Below are 16,690 nucleotides of genomic sequence, written 5' to 3'. Positions count from 1 at the left end.
AGGAGATAAATATGCTGGACGACAATACCCCATATACTTTTGACCGCGTAATACGGCTGCTTTTAGCCGCCGGTTTCATCTGGGTAGCGGTAACCTTGCTTGATACCTTAAGTGCGGTGCTGGCTCCCTTTGCCGTGGCCCTGACCCTTGCTTATTTGCTGAATCCGCTGGTAAATTTCACTGCCCGGTTCATCAAGAACCGCACTGCTGCGGTACTGGCAACTCTGGTGGGGCTGTTGGTTCCGGCTACTTTTATTGTTTGGCGCGCGGTTCGTGCAGTAGGGGTGGAAATGAAACAGACCGGGGTGCTGCTGGCAAGTCTGGTAAATGATTCCACCGTGGCTCAGCGAGCGGCGGAGTATATACCGGAAGATCTCTGGCAGACAATAGTCGATCTGGCTAAACAGGAGAATGTGCGTTCATTCCTCAGTGAATCCGGTCTTACCGACATGCTCAAGGTGTCGGCCCAGAAGGCCCTGCCCGGAATCTGGAATCTGGTCAGCGGTTCGGCACATACTATAGGTGCTATTGCCGGGGTTTTTGTGATCATCCTTTACCTTGTCTTTCTGCTCACTGATTACGATAAACTCGGTAAATGGCGGGATCAGATTCCCAATAAGTACCGCGAAAAGGTCGCTTCATTCGTGGATGACTTCACCAACGTGACCAACCGTTATTTCCGCACACAGGCACTCATTGCCCTGATTATCGGGAGCCTGTTTTCACTGGGATTTTTGATCATAAAGCTTCCGCTGGCAATTCTGCTCGGCATGCTCATCGGGCTGCTGAATATGGTCCCCTATCTCCAGATAGCCGGGCTGATCCCGGCCTTTTTGCTTGCGGCTGTCAATGCGCTGGCAACAGGCGGTAACTTCTGGCTCGCTCTTGGCGGGGTAGGGGCTGTTTTTGCGGTGGTGCAGGTGTTGCAAGACGCGGTGCTGGTCCCGCGTTTGCAAGGCGAAAGCATGGGGTTATCCCCATGGATGATTTTATTGTCGCTCTCCATCTGGGGGCAGTTGCTAGGCTTCCTCGGGCTGGTAATGGCTCTTCCGCTGACCTGTATGGCCCTCGCGCTTTATCGCCAATGGGTGATGGAGCAGGGGGGGGGATCTAGTCAACGTTGAGCAATATAGGTTTAGTTGATCTGTGGATGTTCAATTTGTAGGATATAAGTATTTATTAAAAATGATAATTAATTAATTTGATTGGTGCACAGAACGGTTCGCGTTTTAGATTATGCCGCAATATGCGGGCTTGACAGAGATGTAAATATATGAGCTATCTCTTGCTCAAGGCGTATTTATGTCTTATTGTTATTTTGATTAGATATTAAAACGCCTATTCACGAGGTGTGTTATGAGTGTTTGTAATTGCTCAATTAGCGATTTCCCAATTAGGGGGTTTACTGGCTATACTAGATATTTGGTTGGTACGACATCTAATTGTGTTAATGTTGTTTCAACTCGAGTGGCTACGTTCTTTTGTTTGTGGCAGATAATTTTATTGTGCTATATTTTAAATTTTTTAAGTTCGGTAGCTCTTAAATTTACTGTTCGTCATTGGCAGTTTTTACTAACGATGGATGAATGTGAAAATTGTCAAATTGAGTTTTTGGATAATGTTAAAACAGTAAGAGATAATTTGGCTGAAGTTTATTCTTTATGTTCAAAATCTAAGGCTCCAAAATTACGAGGATTATCCGGGGGACTTATGGACTCCCTTGTAGAGTGGGATGATTTTGTTGAAGAGGTTGCTCTTTTTTCTGATGCTGAAATTCGTGATTTAACTTCTGAACTGTCTGAGCTTTTGTGATATATGGTAACTAGTGAAGAATTAGAGCCTTATCTTCTTAGGGAAAGAAAGATTTTTAAAAAGTATCCGCAAGCTAAATCTGATATGACTGAAGCTAAAGGGGCCTTAATTGATAATCCTACATTAGGTGATGTTTATCCGGGGCTTGCCATAGAGGCTGTGAGGAAAATAAGGGTTGGAATTAAGGCATTAAAGATGCCTCCTCGTTCAGCATTGAGATTTTATTACTTTTATGCAGTTGAAAAAAAGAAGATAGTGTACATACATCTTCTCAAAAAAGGGAAGCCTCAGCAAGAAAACAAGGTTATTAAAGAGGTAAAAAAAGCATTAAAAGAAATAATTAAAGAATTAAAATCCAAAACCGAAGATGTTACCTAAAGCCCTTGCAATGAAAATTGCGGGGCTTTTTAATTTTAAATCTTGTTCCGGGCGAGACACTATTATTCCAGCTTTTGAAATCGAACTGATAAATTTCCACGGCTGGACGGACTTGCATCAAGTACTTTCCAGCCAGTGGGGAGCGTGTAGATGACTCCGCCGGGAATTCCTCCGAGATTAAAGTTTCCTCTTAGAGTTGGAGCCTGAGTTCCATATTTAGGGAATACCCAGTTGCCGGCAATAAGATTTTGGGCTGCCATGCCTAAGCTGAAAGAAACTACGAGAGCTAAAATAAGTAAAAATTTACGCATAGAATTTCTCCGGAATATGTATGTGTTGTGTCTGGGGATTTTTATATCATTAATACCTGTTGTTGGGAAATGATTGGAAATACTCTACTGTACATGGTCCGAGAGGACGGAATTGATCTAGGCTATTGTTCTGCTGAGGATTTTGACCAAAGAAGTTTGCTTAATGAGATCCGCAAGGACTTTTTTTGATTTATTGCTCTTGAGAAATTCTATTCAAATACTGATCAAACATTGGAACCGTAAATGCATTGTCCCCGTGGGCGGGGCTGTAGATCATTCCTTTTTTGATTAGCGCGCTACGGAATGGAGCAACGTTTTGTACTCCTTTTTTTAGTACGCGGGCAATGTCTCCTGAACGGTGCGGGCCGGGGCCGAGGGAAGCCATGGCAAACAGGTATTGTTTTTCTGTCGGAGTCAGGCGGTCGAATCTTACCCGGAAGAAGCTTTCGTCAAGGTTTTTAATTACTTTGGGGGTAGCATTTCTTACATCATCAGCTGTGATGCTTTCACCTTCAGCTTCGTTCCATGCATAGTGGCCCCATGTCTGGAGGAAATATGGATACCCTTTGGTTAATGAGTATATATCTTCCAGTGCCTTTTTCGTTATATCTGCTCCTTCTTCTTTGATTGGCTCTCGGATTGCAAGGGCTGCGTCTTTGTTGTTCAAAGCACCGATTTCAGGGTAGTCAAAAAGTCTTTCTGCATAAGACTTGGAACGTCCAGCCTGTCCCACCAGCTGGGGCAATCCCCCGCCTATGAGAATTAAAGGGAGTCCGCGTTGGGCAACTCTGTGCATCGCCATTATGAGAGCACTCATCTCAGCTTCTTTGATGTATTGCAGTTCGTCTATTGAAAGGAGTAAAGCCGTCTCTCTTTCTTGTGCTGCCCGACCAACGGCTTCAAAGAGGTCTGCCAGATCAACTTCGAGATCACCGCTGTCGGCTGAGCCGAGTTCTGGGTCAATGGATAATCCTATTTCTACATCTCCGTAAGTTATTTTAATGGCGTTGGTGAAGGCAGCAAGAACCCCAAGTCCTCGTTTGGCAAGGGAAGATGTTTTTACTCCCCGGTCAAGGCGAATTAGCAACTGTCGGATTTTAGGGATAAGCAATGCGGGAAGGCTTTTGTCTTCATGTGCTTCTATTTGAGTTCCCAGATAACCTCGTTCTTCGGCTTTTTCATATATTTGATTGAGAAGAACGGTTTTTCCAACTCCCCGAAGTCCTACGATAATGAAACTTTTTGCGTTTCTTCCTGCTTTTACCCTCGCAAGGGTGATGCGGGTTTTGTCGAGCAGGTCATCGCGTCCGGCTAGTTTTGCAGGTGTTGTGCCTGCTCCTGGAACAAAGGGATTGAATATGGGGTCCATCGACTTGCCTCATTGTATGAATTTGTTAACAGTTTATAGTGATATTTTTATAAACTGTGTTTACTTTAGTCAATATGTTTTAGAAGCATAATAAAAAAAGCCCTTGCAACATCCATTGCAAGGGCTTTTAAATTTTATCTGGTCGGGATGAGAGGATTTGAACCTCCGGTCTCTGCGTCCCGAACGCAGCGCTCTACCAGACTGAGCCACATCCCGTGTGAGATTGGGTAACTATCTAATCCTCACGCGCTTGGCAAGGAAAAAATTAAGAAAAAAAATAATTTCAAAAAGTGCGCGCATGAATTTTTATATTCTTGCACATAAACTTCCAATGTTTTAAGGTGATAAAAGTGTGAGTATTAAAATCCGTTCTAAAAATCGATTTGTATGATTTTTTAGTGAAATTCGGGCAGTTTGTTGGACAAAAATACTCATCTGTGCCAAGTTTTATCTACGGTTGCGGTTCACTTTTATTTGAACGGCTGGATTTTTTTAAAAATCGTCTTTGTATACAAACTGTTAAAGCCCAAGATGAGCAGACGCCGTAGAGAAAGGAGATCGGGTTAGTGATAAATGTCGTAGTTGTAGATGATTCCGCTTTCATGCGTAAAGCTATCAGCACCATGTTGCAGAAGGATCCCGGCATCAAGGTGGTTGCCACCGCGCGTGACGGGGAGGAAGGTTTAAGGGTTATCCGGAAGCACAATCCGGATGTCGTTACCCTTGATATTGAGATGCCCAAGATGGACGGTCTTACCGCGCTGAGGCATATCATGATGGAAATGCCCCGGCCGGTACTCATGGTCAGTTCCCTGACGACCGAAGGAGCCGAGGCTACCCTTAAAGCCATGGATCTTGGGGCCGTTGACTTTATCCCCAAGCAGCTTTCAAAAGTTTCCCTCGACATTGTCAAAATTGAAAACGATCTGATTTCAAAAGTTAAAACTGTTGCCAGACGCAAAATGCGTCCGGTGCCCCGCATGCGGGCTGCTGCTGCCGCACGCAGACCTGCCGCCCCGGTGAGAACTCCGCGCGGACGTGCCAAGCGTGATGTGGTTGTTATCGGTGTCTCCACCGGTGGGCCGCCGGCAGTTCAGAAAATTCTTTCCTCACTCCCTAAAGATTTCCCGGCGGGAATCGTTATTGCGCAGCATATGCCCAAGGCTTTTACCGGCCCCTTTGCGAACCGTCTCAATGGAGTCAGTCAGCTTAAGGTCAAAGAAGCCGAAACCGGGGATAGACTGCTGCCCGGACACGCATTTGTTGCTCCCGGTGGTTCCCATCTGATTATTGACCAGAAAGTCAGCAGGATTGATTTGATTGTAACGCCTGAACCCAAGGAAGCTCTATACAAGCCTTCTGCAAACGTGCTTGCTTCGTCAGTTGCAAAGGCAGTCGGACGCAGAGCTCTCGGAGTTATTCTCACCGGTATGGGTAATGACGGTCGAGACGGGATCAGGGATCTTAAAAGCAAAGGCGGCAGGGCTATTGCACAGAGTGACTCTTCCTGTGTTGTTTACGGTATGCCTAAAGCAATCGTGGATGACGGACTCGCAGATGAAATCGTAGATATTGATGATATGGCAAATGCAATCATCAACAATCTTTACCTGTAATTTTATTTTTGAAGCAACCGTAAGATGTCTTGCGGATTTAAACAAAATGGGGACTTGCAATGACGGATTGTTCTAAGGTTCTGGATGAACTTAAAAGCGACGACAATGAAGTTGTCCGTGAGGCCGCGTTTCAGGCTGGGGAGTTGAAATGTGCAGATGCCGTTCCTCTGCTGGCCGATCTTTTAAAGTCCAACCATCTGGGATTACAGGAAGCTGCTGATCAGGCTTTACGCAGTATCGGCGGCAAGGGAGCTGTTCAGGTTGTGGTACCCCTGCTGCGATCTGATGATGCCCCGGTCAGGAACCTTTCCATGGACATCTTGCGTGAAGTCGGAGCGCAGGATTTTGCTTCTTTGGTGGCACTTGTCCATGACGATGATGCTGATATCAGAATTTTCGCAACCGACATTCTGGGCTCCACCAACAGTTTCATGGCTGTTGAGCCTTTGTGCGATGCTTTGCTTAAAGACCCTGAAGTTAATGTCCGCTATCAGGCTGCGGTGAGCCTTGGTGATCTTGCCAATCCCGCAGCTGCCCGGTGCTTGAACAAGGCCATGCAGGACGATGAATGGGTGCAGTATGCAGTGATCGAGGCTTTGGCAAAGATCAAGCATTCCAGCTCAGTTGATGCTCTGGTTAAGGCTTTGAATTCCAGTTCCGACCTTGTGGCTTCCATGATTGTGGATGCTCTCGGCGAAGTTGGTAATATTAAGGCTGTTACCATGTTGCTCAGACATCTGGATAAAAGTCCGACCGCCCTGCGTAATAAAATTGTTAAGGCTATTGTAAGCATTCTTGGTGGCAAATCGCTCAAGCTTCTTTCCGCCAACGAGCGGGAAAAACTCCGGGAATATATGCTGGTTGCCCTTAAAGACGAAGATGAAGATGTGCAGGACGCCGCTATTTCCGGTTTAAGTTACGTGGGCGGGGAAAAAGCAACTGAAGAAGTGCTTAACCTAGCCAGCGAACTTGACCCGGATCGTGATCGTGATCGGCTTGCTATCATTGTTGATGATCTTTCAAATCTCGGCATGAACGAAGCTATGGTTGCCGCACTGAACAGCGGTAATTTCAAGAAAGCGGCAATTGTAATAGAACTGATGTCCAGACTGGAAGGTCCGGAAGTTTCCAAGGCCCTGATGGATGCTTTTGGGAACGGTGACCGGGACATTAAACGGGGAATTCTTGAAGCTCTTGTCGGTACAGCCGGAGAAGAGGCTAAAGACTTTTTCGAAAATGTTCTCGAGAGCGAGCAGGACGGCTCCATGCTTAAGTCGGCCATCAATTTCCTTGGCGGCAAGCTTAAGGACGTTGAGGCTGTGGACGCAATTTTCGGGCTGCTCACTCATTCGTATGATGACGTGAAAGAAGCTGCGCTCAATGCCTGTGTTGCTATCGGCGGCGAGGATGTTAATAAGCGTTTCGTAGAACTGTTCAGCAGTGATGAACCTATTGAAAGGCTGATGGCGGTCTTTGCCATGGGTAAAATCGATGCTCACGGCAATCTTGAACAGATCAGGATTGCTCTTGAGGACGAGGTTCCTGATATCAGGAAAATCGCTCTTGAAGCATTGCATGATTGTTACTCGGACCCCGAAAGCATGTCCCTTATTTTTTCAAGATTGCATGATGAAAATCGCGATGTGCGCTTGACTGTGATCGAACTTCTGGGAAGTTGCTACACAGAAGAAGCTATTCCCTACATTATACAGGCTCTTCAGGATGACGACGACTGGGTGCAGATAAGAGCTGCGGAAGCCCTCGGCGATCATCGTGAAGAAAGTGCATTGCCTCAACTTATAACTATGTTGGATTCTCCACATAAGCTTGTGGTCCTTAAAGTGATTGAAGTATTAGGCGCCATCGGCGGAACTATGGCGTTTCAGGCTCTTCTGGAAGCGTCCAATTCCGATTCCGATCCCGAGGTTATTCAGGCTGCCGAAGAAGCTATTTTGAGAATTCAGGAAGAGCAAGGAGAAGGAGACTAGATGTCTTCTCTGTTTTCAAAGACAATATCGCTGCGGAAAGAGCTGAAGATCTCCGATCTGGAGTTCACACAGCTTAGGGATTTTATTTACGATCAGGCAGGTATTTTTATTGCGGGTAACCGTAAGTATCTGCTTGAAAACCGTCTTGCCAATCGTTTGAAGGAGCTTAACCTCAAGAGTTTTGGCGAGTATTATTACTACTTGCAATATGATCCGGGTAAAAAAGCGGAACTTAACAAGCTCTTTGAGGTCATTACCACCAACGAGACAAGTTTTTACCGTAACCCGCCTCAACTGAAGGTTTTTCAAACCAAGGTACTGCCGGCTGTTTTGGACGAGTTGCGTAAAAAAAGACGCAAACGTCTGCGTATCTGGTCTGCCGGTTGCTCTACCGGTGAGGAACCATACACATTGTCCATGATTATTCATGACGTGCTTGGTCCCGAACTGAGCAGCTGGGATATCAAAATTACAGCCAATGACCTTTCCGAAAGAGTGCTTAAGTCTGCACGCCGTGCTGTTTACAGCGAATATTCATTGCGGACCACTCCCAAGGATAAGATTGCAAAGTTTTTTGATAAGGACGGCAAGCAGTATAAGGTAAAGCCTGCAATCAAACAGTTGGTCAGTTTCGGCCAGATCAACCTGAGCGACCGTATGCAGGTCAAGCGGGTTGAAAGATCTGAAATCGTGTTTTGCAGAAACGTGATCATCTATTTTGATGAGGCCATGAAGAAAAAGGTTATTAATGCTTACTACGATAATCTTGTCCCCGGCGGTTATTTGATAATCGGGCATTCCGAATCCCTGCATAATATTACCAGGGCTTTCAAACCGGTTCATCATCCGGGTGCGATTATTTATCAGAAGCTGGAATAATACCGGTCTGCGGTTAACTTTATTTAAAACTGCGGGCTGATATGGAAAGTAATAATACAAAGCAGTCGGACGGAACTGCATCGCTGGCGAAAGTTTACGCTATCGCCAACCAGAAAGGAGGAGTAGGCAAGACGACAACGGCGCTGACCCTTGGGCAGGCGTTAACCAGACTTTCAAAAAAAGTTCTTGTTATCGACCTTGATCCCCATGCGAACGCTTCAGTCCACATGTCCTACTTTCCTGAAACCGTCACCACCTCGGCTCATGATCTGTTTTTTGATAATGCGGATTTCAAGAGCCTCTGGGGCGAGATAGTCAAAAAACGCGATTGGGTGGGCTTTGACTTTGTTCCGGCCAGCATTCGGTTATCCGAGCTGGAGGTTGATCTTAAAGACAGGAAGAATAAGGGGATGGTCCTCTCCAATTCATTGGATGAGATAAAAGAGTATTATGATTACATACTCATCGACTGTCCGCCCCATGTGGGAGTGCTGCTGGTTAACGCCATTGTGGCTGCGGATACAGTTTTGATCCCTATTCAGACTGACTTTTTGGCTCTTTACGGTATCCGGTTGCTCTTTGATACGATTAAGATTTTGAATAAAGTGCTTCCAAGCCCGGTCAAATTCAGGGCTTTGCCAACTATGTATGACGGCAGGGCGGGGGCATGCAGGAAGATTTTGAATCTGATCAGGAGAAAGTTGGGGGACAAGGTCTTCAGCTCAGTTATCCATATGGATACCAAGTTCAGAGAGGCCTGTGCCAGCGGAAAGATCATTTTTGATATTGATCCCAAAACGCGAGGCGCTCAGGAATATATGCAGTTGGCAAGAGAGATAGTCAGAAATGAAGACGCCTGAAGAATATTTTGTTGAAAATGTGAATCTGCCCAGCGAAGAAAAGCAGGCCGATGGATATACTGATGCCGAAGAAGCTTTCATGGATAAGTATATGGGCATCGGCGGGCAGGCAGCATTTAACAGTCTTGAGAGGGTTGATCCCCGCGGTGATGCGGCTCTTCCCGGATTCGGGGCCGGCCCTGTTGACGATTACGGAGGAGAAGGAAGCTCCGCAGACTTTGAGGAAAAACTCAAGGACGAGGATGAGATCCAGCTCGTTAGTTTTGTTGTCGGGGACAGGGAGTACGGATTGCCGATTATGGTAATTCAAGAGGTGGTCAGGAAAGTTCCTGTGACTCTCCTGCCTGCGGCTCCCCGTTTCATGCAGGGCATTATCAATCTTAGAGGCCGGGTCACTCCGGTGCTTGATTTGAGATTTCTTTTGCATGACGGAATGGGTATCCATGATAAGTTTGTGGTTATTTGCAGACATAAAGGGTTGCAGATAGGTTTGGCCATCAGCGCAGTCAGGACCATGTATCGCGCGGACAGTAAAGATATGGTCTGGGGGGTGGAATCAGAGGTGGGTGTGAGCTCTGATTTTCTGCTCGGTCTTTATAAAAATGGTGAAAAACTGGTCAATGTTCTTTCCGTGGATCGGCTGGTGGAACAAATTTTAAAGAGTGAAGGAGAGGGAAATGCCTAAACATATTCTGATAGTTGACGATTCAAAGACTGTAAGGAACCTCGTCGCCTTCATCATGAAAAAAGAAGGGTTCAAGGTAACTACCGCGGAAGATGGGTTGGACGGCCTTGAAAAGCTTTACAGTCTGGACAAAGTTGATCTAATTATTTCCGATGTAAACATGCCGAGAATGGACGGGTTTACTTACATTAAAACAGTCCGTGAGCAGGATGCGTATAAAGATATTCCGATTATCGTGCTCTCGACTGAAGGTCAGGAAAAAGATATTCAGACCGGCCTGAGCCTGGGGGCTAACCTTTATATGGTTAAACCGGCGCAGCCTGAAAAGATGGTTAAGAATATTAAAATGCTTCTCGGATAATGTATTTGCGGTTCGACCCTGATGGGCTGATACCGGACTTGGCTGCAACTGACCAATGCAGAAGAACTTTTAAGACAGGGGTCTCTAGATGAGCCAGGATTTCATGGATCCTGAAATTTTTGCGGATTTCATTATTGAAGCTAAAGAGCATCTCGAAACGATTGAGCCCAACTTGCTTGAGCTTGAAAATAATCCCGAGAATCTTGATCTTCTGAATGAGATATTCAGACCGATGCACTCCCTAAAAGGTGCCTCCGGTTTTCTGGGACTGAACATCATCAACGGACTCGCCCATAGGGCGGAAAATATTCTCGACGAACTCCGGAAGGGCGAAATAGGGGTTACATCTGAAATTATGGATGTAATTCTCGCTGCTACCGATTTGCTGCGTCAGTTGATTGATAATCTTGATGAGCTGGGCAATGAAGGGGAAGTTGATACTTCCATTACCATTGAAAGAATCGATGCCATCATGGCTGGAGAAACCCCCGAACCTTCCGTTCCCTCGCAGGAGGAAGCAGAACCGGAACCTGAGCCTGAGCCTGATCCGGAACCTGTTCTGGAAGAAGTAGAGCCGGAACCGGTTGAAGAATACGCTGAAGCAGAGACAGATTTGCCGGAGACCCAAATTGAGCAGGAGTCCAATATGCCCGAGTCAGGACGCAAACAGGCTTTTCAGTTCGTAGCTATTGTCAATGAGGAAGCCGAATCCTACAAGCTGACAACAGTAGGGGAAGGTCATCTGGCCGATTTTCTCGAAGAAGCCCATGAAATCATCGAGAACCTTACAAATGGTCTGCTTGAACTTGAACAGGACCCTGAAGGCAACGATGATCTCATCAATGATATATTCAGATATTTCCATAATCTTAAGGGCAATAGCGGAATTATCGGTTTCCGAGAACTTAATTCGCTGACCCACGAAGCCGAAACTCTGCTGAACAAGGTCCGCAAAGGTGAAGTCGCAGCCACCAGGTCCATGATTGACCTGCTTTTGGCTGTAGTTGACGGGATTGAGTCGCTTATCGCGCATGTTTCTCCGAAAAACGGCGAAGTCCAGTCCCTCGATATAGAGCAACTAGTCACTCCGCTGCAGGATGCTGTAGAAAAGGGTGAGGTTGTAGCAGCTGTGGTCCCCGAAGAAGATGAAGTTGTTGACGAACCTGAACCTGAGCTTGAACAGACAGAAGACGGATTGGACCCGGAAGACGTTGCAATTTTTGAGCAGACTGTCCGCCAGCAGGTGGATAATATTGATCTGGCCCTGAAAACTCTCGCTGAAGATTCCGGGCAGAAGGATTATATTGACGGCCTCTACAGAAGCCTTGTTTCCATTCAGAATTCTGGTGGATATATGGGCTTTGACGATCTGAGGGAGTACGCAGAAAGGACAGCCGGGCTGGTTGATCAGGCTCGTTCCTCTGATATGGATTTTGGGCTGATGCTCGATCTGCTGCGTCAGGAATGTGGAATTATTTCTGAGATGATTGATTCTGCTGTAGGAGAACTCAAGGGCGGCGCAGGCGGTCCGGCTGAAGAAGAACCTAAGCCGGAACCGAAGCCTAAGCCGGAACCGAAGCCCGAGCCTAAGCCGGAACCGAAGCCTGAGCCTAAGCCGGAACCGAAGCCCGAGCCTAAGCCGGAACCGAAGCCTGAGCCTAAGCCGGAACCGAAACCCGAGCCTAAGCCGGAACCAAAACCCGCAGCTAAACCCGCTCCTGCTAAACCCGCAGCCAAGCCTGTAAAAGCCAAGCCTGCGGCCAGTGCACCTGTTAAGAGCTCCAAGCCTAAAGCGATGTCCACCATCAGGGTTGACCACCAGAAGCTGGATCATCTTATGAACCTGATCGGTGAGCTTATCATCAGCAGGGGACGCTATACCATGCTTGCCCGAGGTCTTGAGGAAGGACACCTTGAAGTCCCGGTTGTTGCCCAGCAGCTGACCGAGACAACATATGCTCTGTCCAGAATTTCTGATGATTTGCAGGACACCATCATGAAGGTCCGGATGGTCGCTGTTCAAACTGTATTTTCCAGATTCCCGCGTTTGGTTCGCGACCTGAGCCGTAAGAGCGGCAAGCGGGTCGAATTGATAACCGAAGGCGAAGAGACTGAACTCGATAAGAGTGTTGTCGAGGAAATCGGCGATCCTCTTGTCCACCTGATCAGGAACTCGGTAGACCACGGTCTTGAGCCTGAAGAAGAACGTATAGCCAACGGCAAGACCCCGCAGGGCCATGTCTGGCTGCGCGCTTACCACAAGGGTAACTCGGTTGCCATTGAGGTTGAGGACGATGGTCGCGGAATTGATCCTGAAAAAATGCGTAACGTGGCTATCAAGAAAGGCGTCATCTCCGCAGATGAAGCCCGCAACCTTGATGACCGTGAGGCTATTGAGCTGATTTTTGCTCCGGGCTTCTCATCCGCTGAAAAGGTCACCGACATTTCCGGTCGAGGCGTAGGTATGGATGTTGTGCGTAACAACATCAAGGATCTCAAAGGAAGCGTCCACATTTCATCGGAAGTGGGCAAGGGGTCCAAGTTTACCCTGACCCTGCCGCTGACCTTGGCGATTATCGATGCGCTTATGGTTCAGATCAACGGTGCCAACTACGCCATTCCTCTTGATGCGGTTTCTGAAACTACCAAGATCGAAGCTGAAAGACTTACTGAAGTTAACGGTCGTAAGGCTGTTACCCTGCGCGGTGAAGTTCTCGGTATTGCCGAACTTGCCGAACTGCTGGAGCAGCCGGTCAGCGATCCTGAGCGCGAAGTCCTGCCCGTGGTTATCATTCACGATAACGAGCGCAGACTCGGTCTTGTTGTGGATAGGCTGCTTGAGCGTCAGGAAATTGTTATTAAACCGCTTGGTAATTATCTTAACGGTTTTGACCTCAAAGGCGTATCAGGTGCGACCATCATGGGTGATGGTAGCGTAGTTCTCATTCTTGATCCTCACGAAGTGTACAGCATGGCGACCGTTAAGGGCGGGGCTATTTAGTCATTTCAAGTCATATAAAGTAAAAGCAAATCCCCCTGATGCAGATGCGTCAGGGGGATTTTTGTTTACATAATCAAATTCTAAAATCATAGGGGCGAAGCCCTGTCAAAAAGTTTTGGGATTATTAAACCCTTTTTCAAAAGGGTTTAAGGTCCCCGGCAGGGTTGCCGAAGGCAATTAAGACAGACTCAGGTATAAACTCATGGTTCCTGCCATGAGCGTTGCATGGGCAAGTATTACCAGAATCGGTGCCAGTCCGAGGCCTATCTTATGGCGCATGGGTGTTTCGCTTCTACAGGTCACAATCCAGATTGCGCAGCAGATCAGGGTCAGTAGCAGGGAGGTGCCGAAGCTTAAAGCTACAGGCAGGTTGCTGTAGAGCAGGGCAATGTTGGGACCGCAGATATAGTAGACTACACCGCCTGAAGCAGCCAGTTGCAGCAGAGTGGGAAGTAAGGCCCAGCGGGCAACTACCGGAAGAGTGAATTTGTAATAATCGCGGCCGAAGTCGTCTTTATTGCGTCTGAGTACCAGATAAAGACCGGATGCTGTGGCGGCAAAAGCGATGGACATGATCAGGTAAATCCCCGCCAGACAAAGGCCTGCTTTGCCGGGAAGTTGCTGAAAATGGGTGTAGAAGGGAAGGGCTGGAACTGCCGGGTTGGGGCTTTCAATCTGCAAGGTAAAAAATCTTTGCATGATTACGGTGGCAACATGGATGGAGGCAACTCCGCCTAAAGCACCAATCGTTCCGAGCATGATGTGTAGCGGCTTATTCTTTTTTAGCTTTTTCCATGAGTACCTATAAGGAATAAGCCCGAGCAGCGCGATTCCCAGAGTGATGTAAAACATCATTACCGGGGAAGCTGGATTTACGAACCAATCCTGAAGCCACGGCATCTGGCGGCTGAAAAAAACGGCAGCACTTCCAAGGCAGAGGGTAAAGAGCAGGTAAAGTACAAGAGTAAGTGCCGTAACCTGCTGGGCGAGTTTGTCGAAAAAAATCTTTTTGCGGGCCTTAGCCGTAATTTCGAGGATCACAGCCATGATCGGGGCACCGATAGCCGCAAGCGTGGCAAAGTCCACCAGTGCTTTGGGCAGCATCTGGGCACTCATCATTGCCGTGAGCCGAATGGGTTCCATGGGGATATTCATATTTGCTTTCCTAAAATAAGGGTTTTAAAGACTTCTTTTGTGTGCACTTTTTGCCCTAAATTTGCACAGGACGCAAGGGCAGGGGGTTGTTCATTGTGTAAAAGCTTAGATATGCTTGCCAAATCTAATTAAGTGGCCTACTTTAATTTTGTTGAAACTTGAACCAAATTCACCAGTTAGATTCAACATGTCTTCCGGAGAATATTTGATGCAGTACTTACGAATCCTACTTATTACTATTCTGGCTTTTACCGTTTGCGGATGTTTTGCCACAAAGCAGCCTGAAGAGCCTGCAAAGCCCGCATGGGGCGGCAGTGAAGAATGGCGTTTAAAAAGCCTTGAGGAAAATTTTCTTAATTTCAAGGAAGGATTGCGCCAGCAGAATGACCTGATTGAAAGTAATCATAAAGATACAACTGCCCAGATTGAAAAGCTTCAAGAGCGGATGACCGAGCTGGACAGCACCCTTGTTGAACTCAAGGAAAATCAGCAGAAGATGATGGCCATGAAGGTGGAGCAGGAAATCCCTGCTGAAGAAACCGTAGTGGCTGAAGAAGTTGTCATGGGCGGAAATGCCAGTAGTGAGGAAAAACCGTGGATGGTTGTTCCCGGTGAAAACGTAGCCCCGGCAGAAGTCGCTGCCCGGCCTGCCGCACCTGTCTCATCCCTGAGCGGGGATAAGCTCTATCAGGAAGGTGTGCGGCTGGTAATGAATGATAAACCGCTGGAAGCGCGTGGCCTGCTGGAACAGTATCTGGCCCAGAATCCTTCATCCAAACTTGCTCCCAATTCTTTGTACTGGATCGGTGAAACTTACTATTCTGAAAAGAGTTTTGCTCAGTCTATTCTTAAGTTCAAGGAAGTGAGCAGACGTTTTCCCAAGGCCGGGAAAATTCCCGCTGCCATGCTCAAGATCGGTCTGGCTTACGATAAGCTTGGTGACCGCGAAAACGCCGTATTTTATTTACGCACTTTGATTGAGGATTATCCCAAGTCTGATCCTGCTAAGATCGGTAGGGAACGGTTGCGTGCAATCGAAGGTTAGTCCCTTCAGCGGCGGCAACCGGTGAGTTCCCTTCAGGAAGAATATTTTGCATGTCTGGCCCTGCGCTATACGCCGGGCCTTGGGCCTAAATCGTGGTCTCCCATTCTACGCCACTACAGCACTGCCTATGAAGGGTTGAAAGACGCAGCCAACTGGCACTCTCTTTCGCTGGCCTCGGAAAAAAGTGCTACAGCGGCAATCAAGGAACTCTGGCGCACTAAAGCCGAGCAGGAATACCGTGAAGCGATCCGGCTCGGTTTCGGAATTCTGCCCTGGACCCACCCTTTATTTCCCCGCCTGCTCAAAGAACTCCCCGATCCTCCCACCTGCCTGTATTATTTCGGTGACCCGGAACTTTTGGGTAATCCGGCTGTGGGTGTTGTCGGTTCGCGTAAAAGCGGAGCTTTAGGTCAGGAGTATGCCGCAAGGATTGCTGCTGATCTTTCGAAGAGCGGGATTACAATTGTTTCCGGCTTTGCAAAGGGTATAGATTCCTGTGCCCATGAAGCGGCTTTGCAGGGAATCGGGTCGACAATAGCGGTGCTGGGTGCTGGTTTGGATGTTGAATCATATCCCCCGGATAGTGCGTGGCTGAGAAAAAGCGTTATTGAGTCCGGGTTGATTATTTCTGAGTTTCCACCGGGAACAAAGCCGTTTGCCCGTAATTTTCCATTTCGCAACCGTTTGATCAGCGGGTTGAGTACCGGAGTTCTGGTGGTTGAGGCTGAAATAGCCAGCGGCAGTCTGGTTACTGCCCGGTTAGCCGGGGAGCAGGGCAGGGAAGTTATGGCTATGCCCGGTCCCATCGGCAATAGCAGCTTTGCCGGATGCCTTAAATTGATTAAGGAAGGCGCAGCCCTTGTGGAGACCGCCGATGATGTAATAATGAATATCGGGCATGCGCTTGATCTGTCTACTCAGGGAAAAACAGTTGAAATTGAGCGCAGGTTTCCGGCAGAAAAAAAAGTGCTCAAAAGCAAGCCCATTGCACAGGTTCCTGTTCAGCAGGAAGTGGAGTCAGCTGTTCTTACATTTGATATTGATGCATTGGAGCCTCCTGAATCAGATGTCGCAAAATCTCTTGAGAGTGGTGGTAGGATGCATATTGATGAAATAGCCCGTGCTGCGGGGATTGATGTTTCCATAGCCGGGGCGGTTATTCTCGGCATGGAAGTAAAGGGAATGGTTGTGCGCTTTCCCGGCATGTATTATGATCTAAAGCGTTGTTGA

16 protein-coding genes, 1 tRNA gene and 1 pseudogene are annotated in these 16,690 nt (G+C 47.5%); 13 read left to right on the top strand and 5 right to left on the bottom strand.

Translation table 11 applies throughout. From position 1 onward, the window contains the following. Window positions 1-11 precede the first annotated feature (11 nt). The 3 genes from FMS18_RS07300 to FMS18_RS07290 all read left to right on the top strand — a co-directional run bounded on the left by FMS18_RS07300 (window position 12) and on the right by FMS18_RS07290 (window position 2,190). A complete protein-coding gene (locus tag FMS18_RS07300) occupies window positions 12-1,124 on the top strand; it encodes an AI-2E family transporter (RefSeq protein ID WP_163293099.1) in 1,113 nt (370 codons plus the stop codon). Window positions 1,125-1,356: 232 nt separating this feature from the next. Further along, window positions 1,357-1,812, top strand: coding sequence for a DUF2281 domain-containing protein (locus FMS18_RS07295; RefSeq protein ID WP_163293098.1), 456 nt, complete (start codon window positions 1,357-1,359; stop codon window positions 1,810-1,812). Window positions 1,813-1,815: 3 nt separating this feature from the next. Then, a complete protein-coding gene (locus tag FMS18_RS07290) occupies window positions 1,816-2,190 on the top strand; it encodes a hypothetical protein (RefSeq protein ID WP_163293097.1) in 375 nt (124 codons plus the stop codon). 62 nt (window positions 2,191-2,252) lie between these two features. On the opposite strand, the gene FMS18_RS07285 is transcribed toward FMS18_RS07290, so the two are convergent. From FMS18_RS07285 to FMS18_RS07275, 3 genes are all read right to left on the bottom strand, one after another. Next, window positions 2,253-2,501, bottom strand: a complete 249-nt coding sequence (locus FMS18_RS07285; RefSeq protein WP_163293096.1) for a hypothetical protein — start codon at window positions 2,499-2,501, stop codon at window positions 2,253-2,255. Window positions 2,502-2,691: 190 nt separating this feature from the next. Beyond that, entirely contained in the window at window positions 2,692-3,870 is a 1,179-nt protein-coding gene (locus FMS18_RS07280) for an ATP-binding protein (RefSeq protein ID WP_163293095.1), read from the bottom strand. Window positions 3,871-4,009: 139 nt separating this feature from the next. Next, window positions 4,010-4,086, bottom strand: a tRNA-Pro gene (locus tag FMS18_RS07275). 350 nt (window positions 4,087-4,436) lie between these two features. On the opposite strand from FMS18_RS07275, the gene FMS18_RS07270 reads away from it, so the two are divergent. The 7 genes and pseudogenes from FMS18_RS07270 to FMS18_RS07240 all read left to right on the top strand — a co-directional run. Continuing rightward, entirely contained in the window at window positions 4,437-5,486 is a 1,050-nt protein-coding gene (locus FMS18_RS07270; RefSeq protein WP_163293094.1) for a chemotaxis response regulator protein-glutamate methylesterase, read from the top strand. Window positions 5,487-5,545: 59 nt separating this feature from the next. Further along, a complete protein-coding gene (locus FMS18_RS07265) occupies window positions 5,546-7,474 on the top strand; it encodes a HEAT repeat domain-containing protein (protein WP_163293093.1) in 1,929 nt (642 codons plus the stop codon). Beyond that, on the top strand, window positions 7,475-8,353 hold the full coding sequence (locus FMS18_RS07260) for a protein-glutamate O-methyltransferase CheR (RefSeq protein WP_163293092.1): 879 nt from the start codon (window positions 7,475-7,477) through the stop codon (window positions 8,351-8,353). 41 nt (window positions 8,354-8,394) lie between these two features. Continuing rightward, complete coding sequence (locus FMS18_RS07255; protein ID WP_163293091.1) at window positions 8,395-9,213, top strand: ParA family protein; 819 nt, start codon at window positions 8,395-8,397, stop codon at window positions 9,211-9,213. Next, window positions 9,200-9,898 (top strand): chemotaxis protein CheW, encoded by a 699-nt coding sequence (locus FMS18_RS07250; RefSeq protein WP_163293090.1) that lies wholly within the window; start codon window positions 9,200-9,202, stop codon window positions 9,896-9,898. The genes FMS18_RS07255 and FMS18_RS07250 overlap by 14 nt, the downstream gene beginning before the upstream one ends. Further along, window positions 9,891-10,259: a response regulator gene (locus FMS18_RS07245; RefSeq protein ID WP_015852595.1), complete on the top strand. Its 369-nt coding sequence runs from the start codon at window positions 9,891-9,893 to the stop codon at window positions 10,257-10,259. The genes FMS18_RS07250 and FMS18_RS07245 overlap by 8 nt, the downstream gene beginning before the upstream one ends. Window positions 10,260-10,347: 88 nt before the next feature. Beyond that, window positions 10,348-12,813: pseudogene (locus FMS18_RS07240) on the top strand (Hpt domain-containing protein); the annotation flags it as partial. Here the strand turns inward: FMS18_RS07240 and FMS18_RS21030 are convergent. Beyond that, on the bottom strand, window positions 12,775-12,888 hold the full coding sequence (locus FMS18_RS21030) for a hypothetical protein (RefSeq protein WP_368854156.1): 114 nt from the start codon (window positions 12,886-12,888) through the stop codon (window positions 12,775-12,777). The pseudogene FMS18_RS07240 and the gene FMS18_RS21030 overlap by 39 nt on opposite strands. Between FMS18_RS21030 and FMS18_RS21025 the strand changes: the two genes are divergently transcribed. Next, window positions 12,847-13,260, top strand: coding sequence for a chemotaxis protein CheW (locus tag FMS18_RS21025; RefSeq protein ID WP_368854155.1), 414 nt, complete (start codon window positions 12,847-12,849; stop codon window positions 13,258-13,260). The genes FMS18_RS21030 and FMS18_RS21025 overlap by 42 nt on opposite strands. Before the next feature lie 177 nt (window positions 13,261-13,437). Here the strand turns inward: FMS18_RS21025 and FMS18_RS07235 are convergent, their stop codons facing one another. Continuing rightward, window positions 13,438-14,415: a hypothetical protein gene (locus FMS18_RS07235; RefSeq protein WP_163293088.1), complete on the bottom strand. Its 978-nt coding sequence runs from the start codon at window positions 14,413-14,415 to the stop codon at window positions 13,438-13,440. A 208-nt stretch (window positions 14,416-14,623) separates the two neighbouring features. On the opposite strand from FMS18_RS07235, the gene ybgF reads away from it, so the two are divergent. Both ybgF and dprA read left to right on the top strand, forming a co-directional pair. Then, the gene (gene ybgF, locus FMS18_RS07230) at window positions 14,624-15,460 is read left to right on the top strand and encodes a tol-pal system protein YbgF (RefSeq protein WP_163293087.1); all 837 of its coding nucleotides are present in this window, start codon (window positions 14,624-14,626) and stop codon (window positions 15,458-15,460) included. Window positions 15,461-15,481: 21 nt separating this feature from the next. Next, window positions 15,482-16,690: a DNA-processing protein DprA gene (dprA, locus tag FMS18_RS07225; RefSeq protein WP_163293086.1), complete on the top strand. Its 1,209-nt coding sequence runs from the start codon at window positions 15,482-15,484 to the stop codon at window positions 16,688-16,690.

This window comes from Desulfovibrio sp. JC022 (assembly GCF_010470665.1).
In the GTDB taxonomy this organism is placed as follows: domain Bacteria; phylum Desulfobacterota; class Desulfovibrionia; order Desulfovibrionales; family Desulfovibrionaceae; genus Maridesulfovibrio.
Note: the sequence above shows the minus strand (reverse complement) of the source record. Positions and strands in the feature narration are given on the sequence as shown.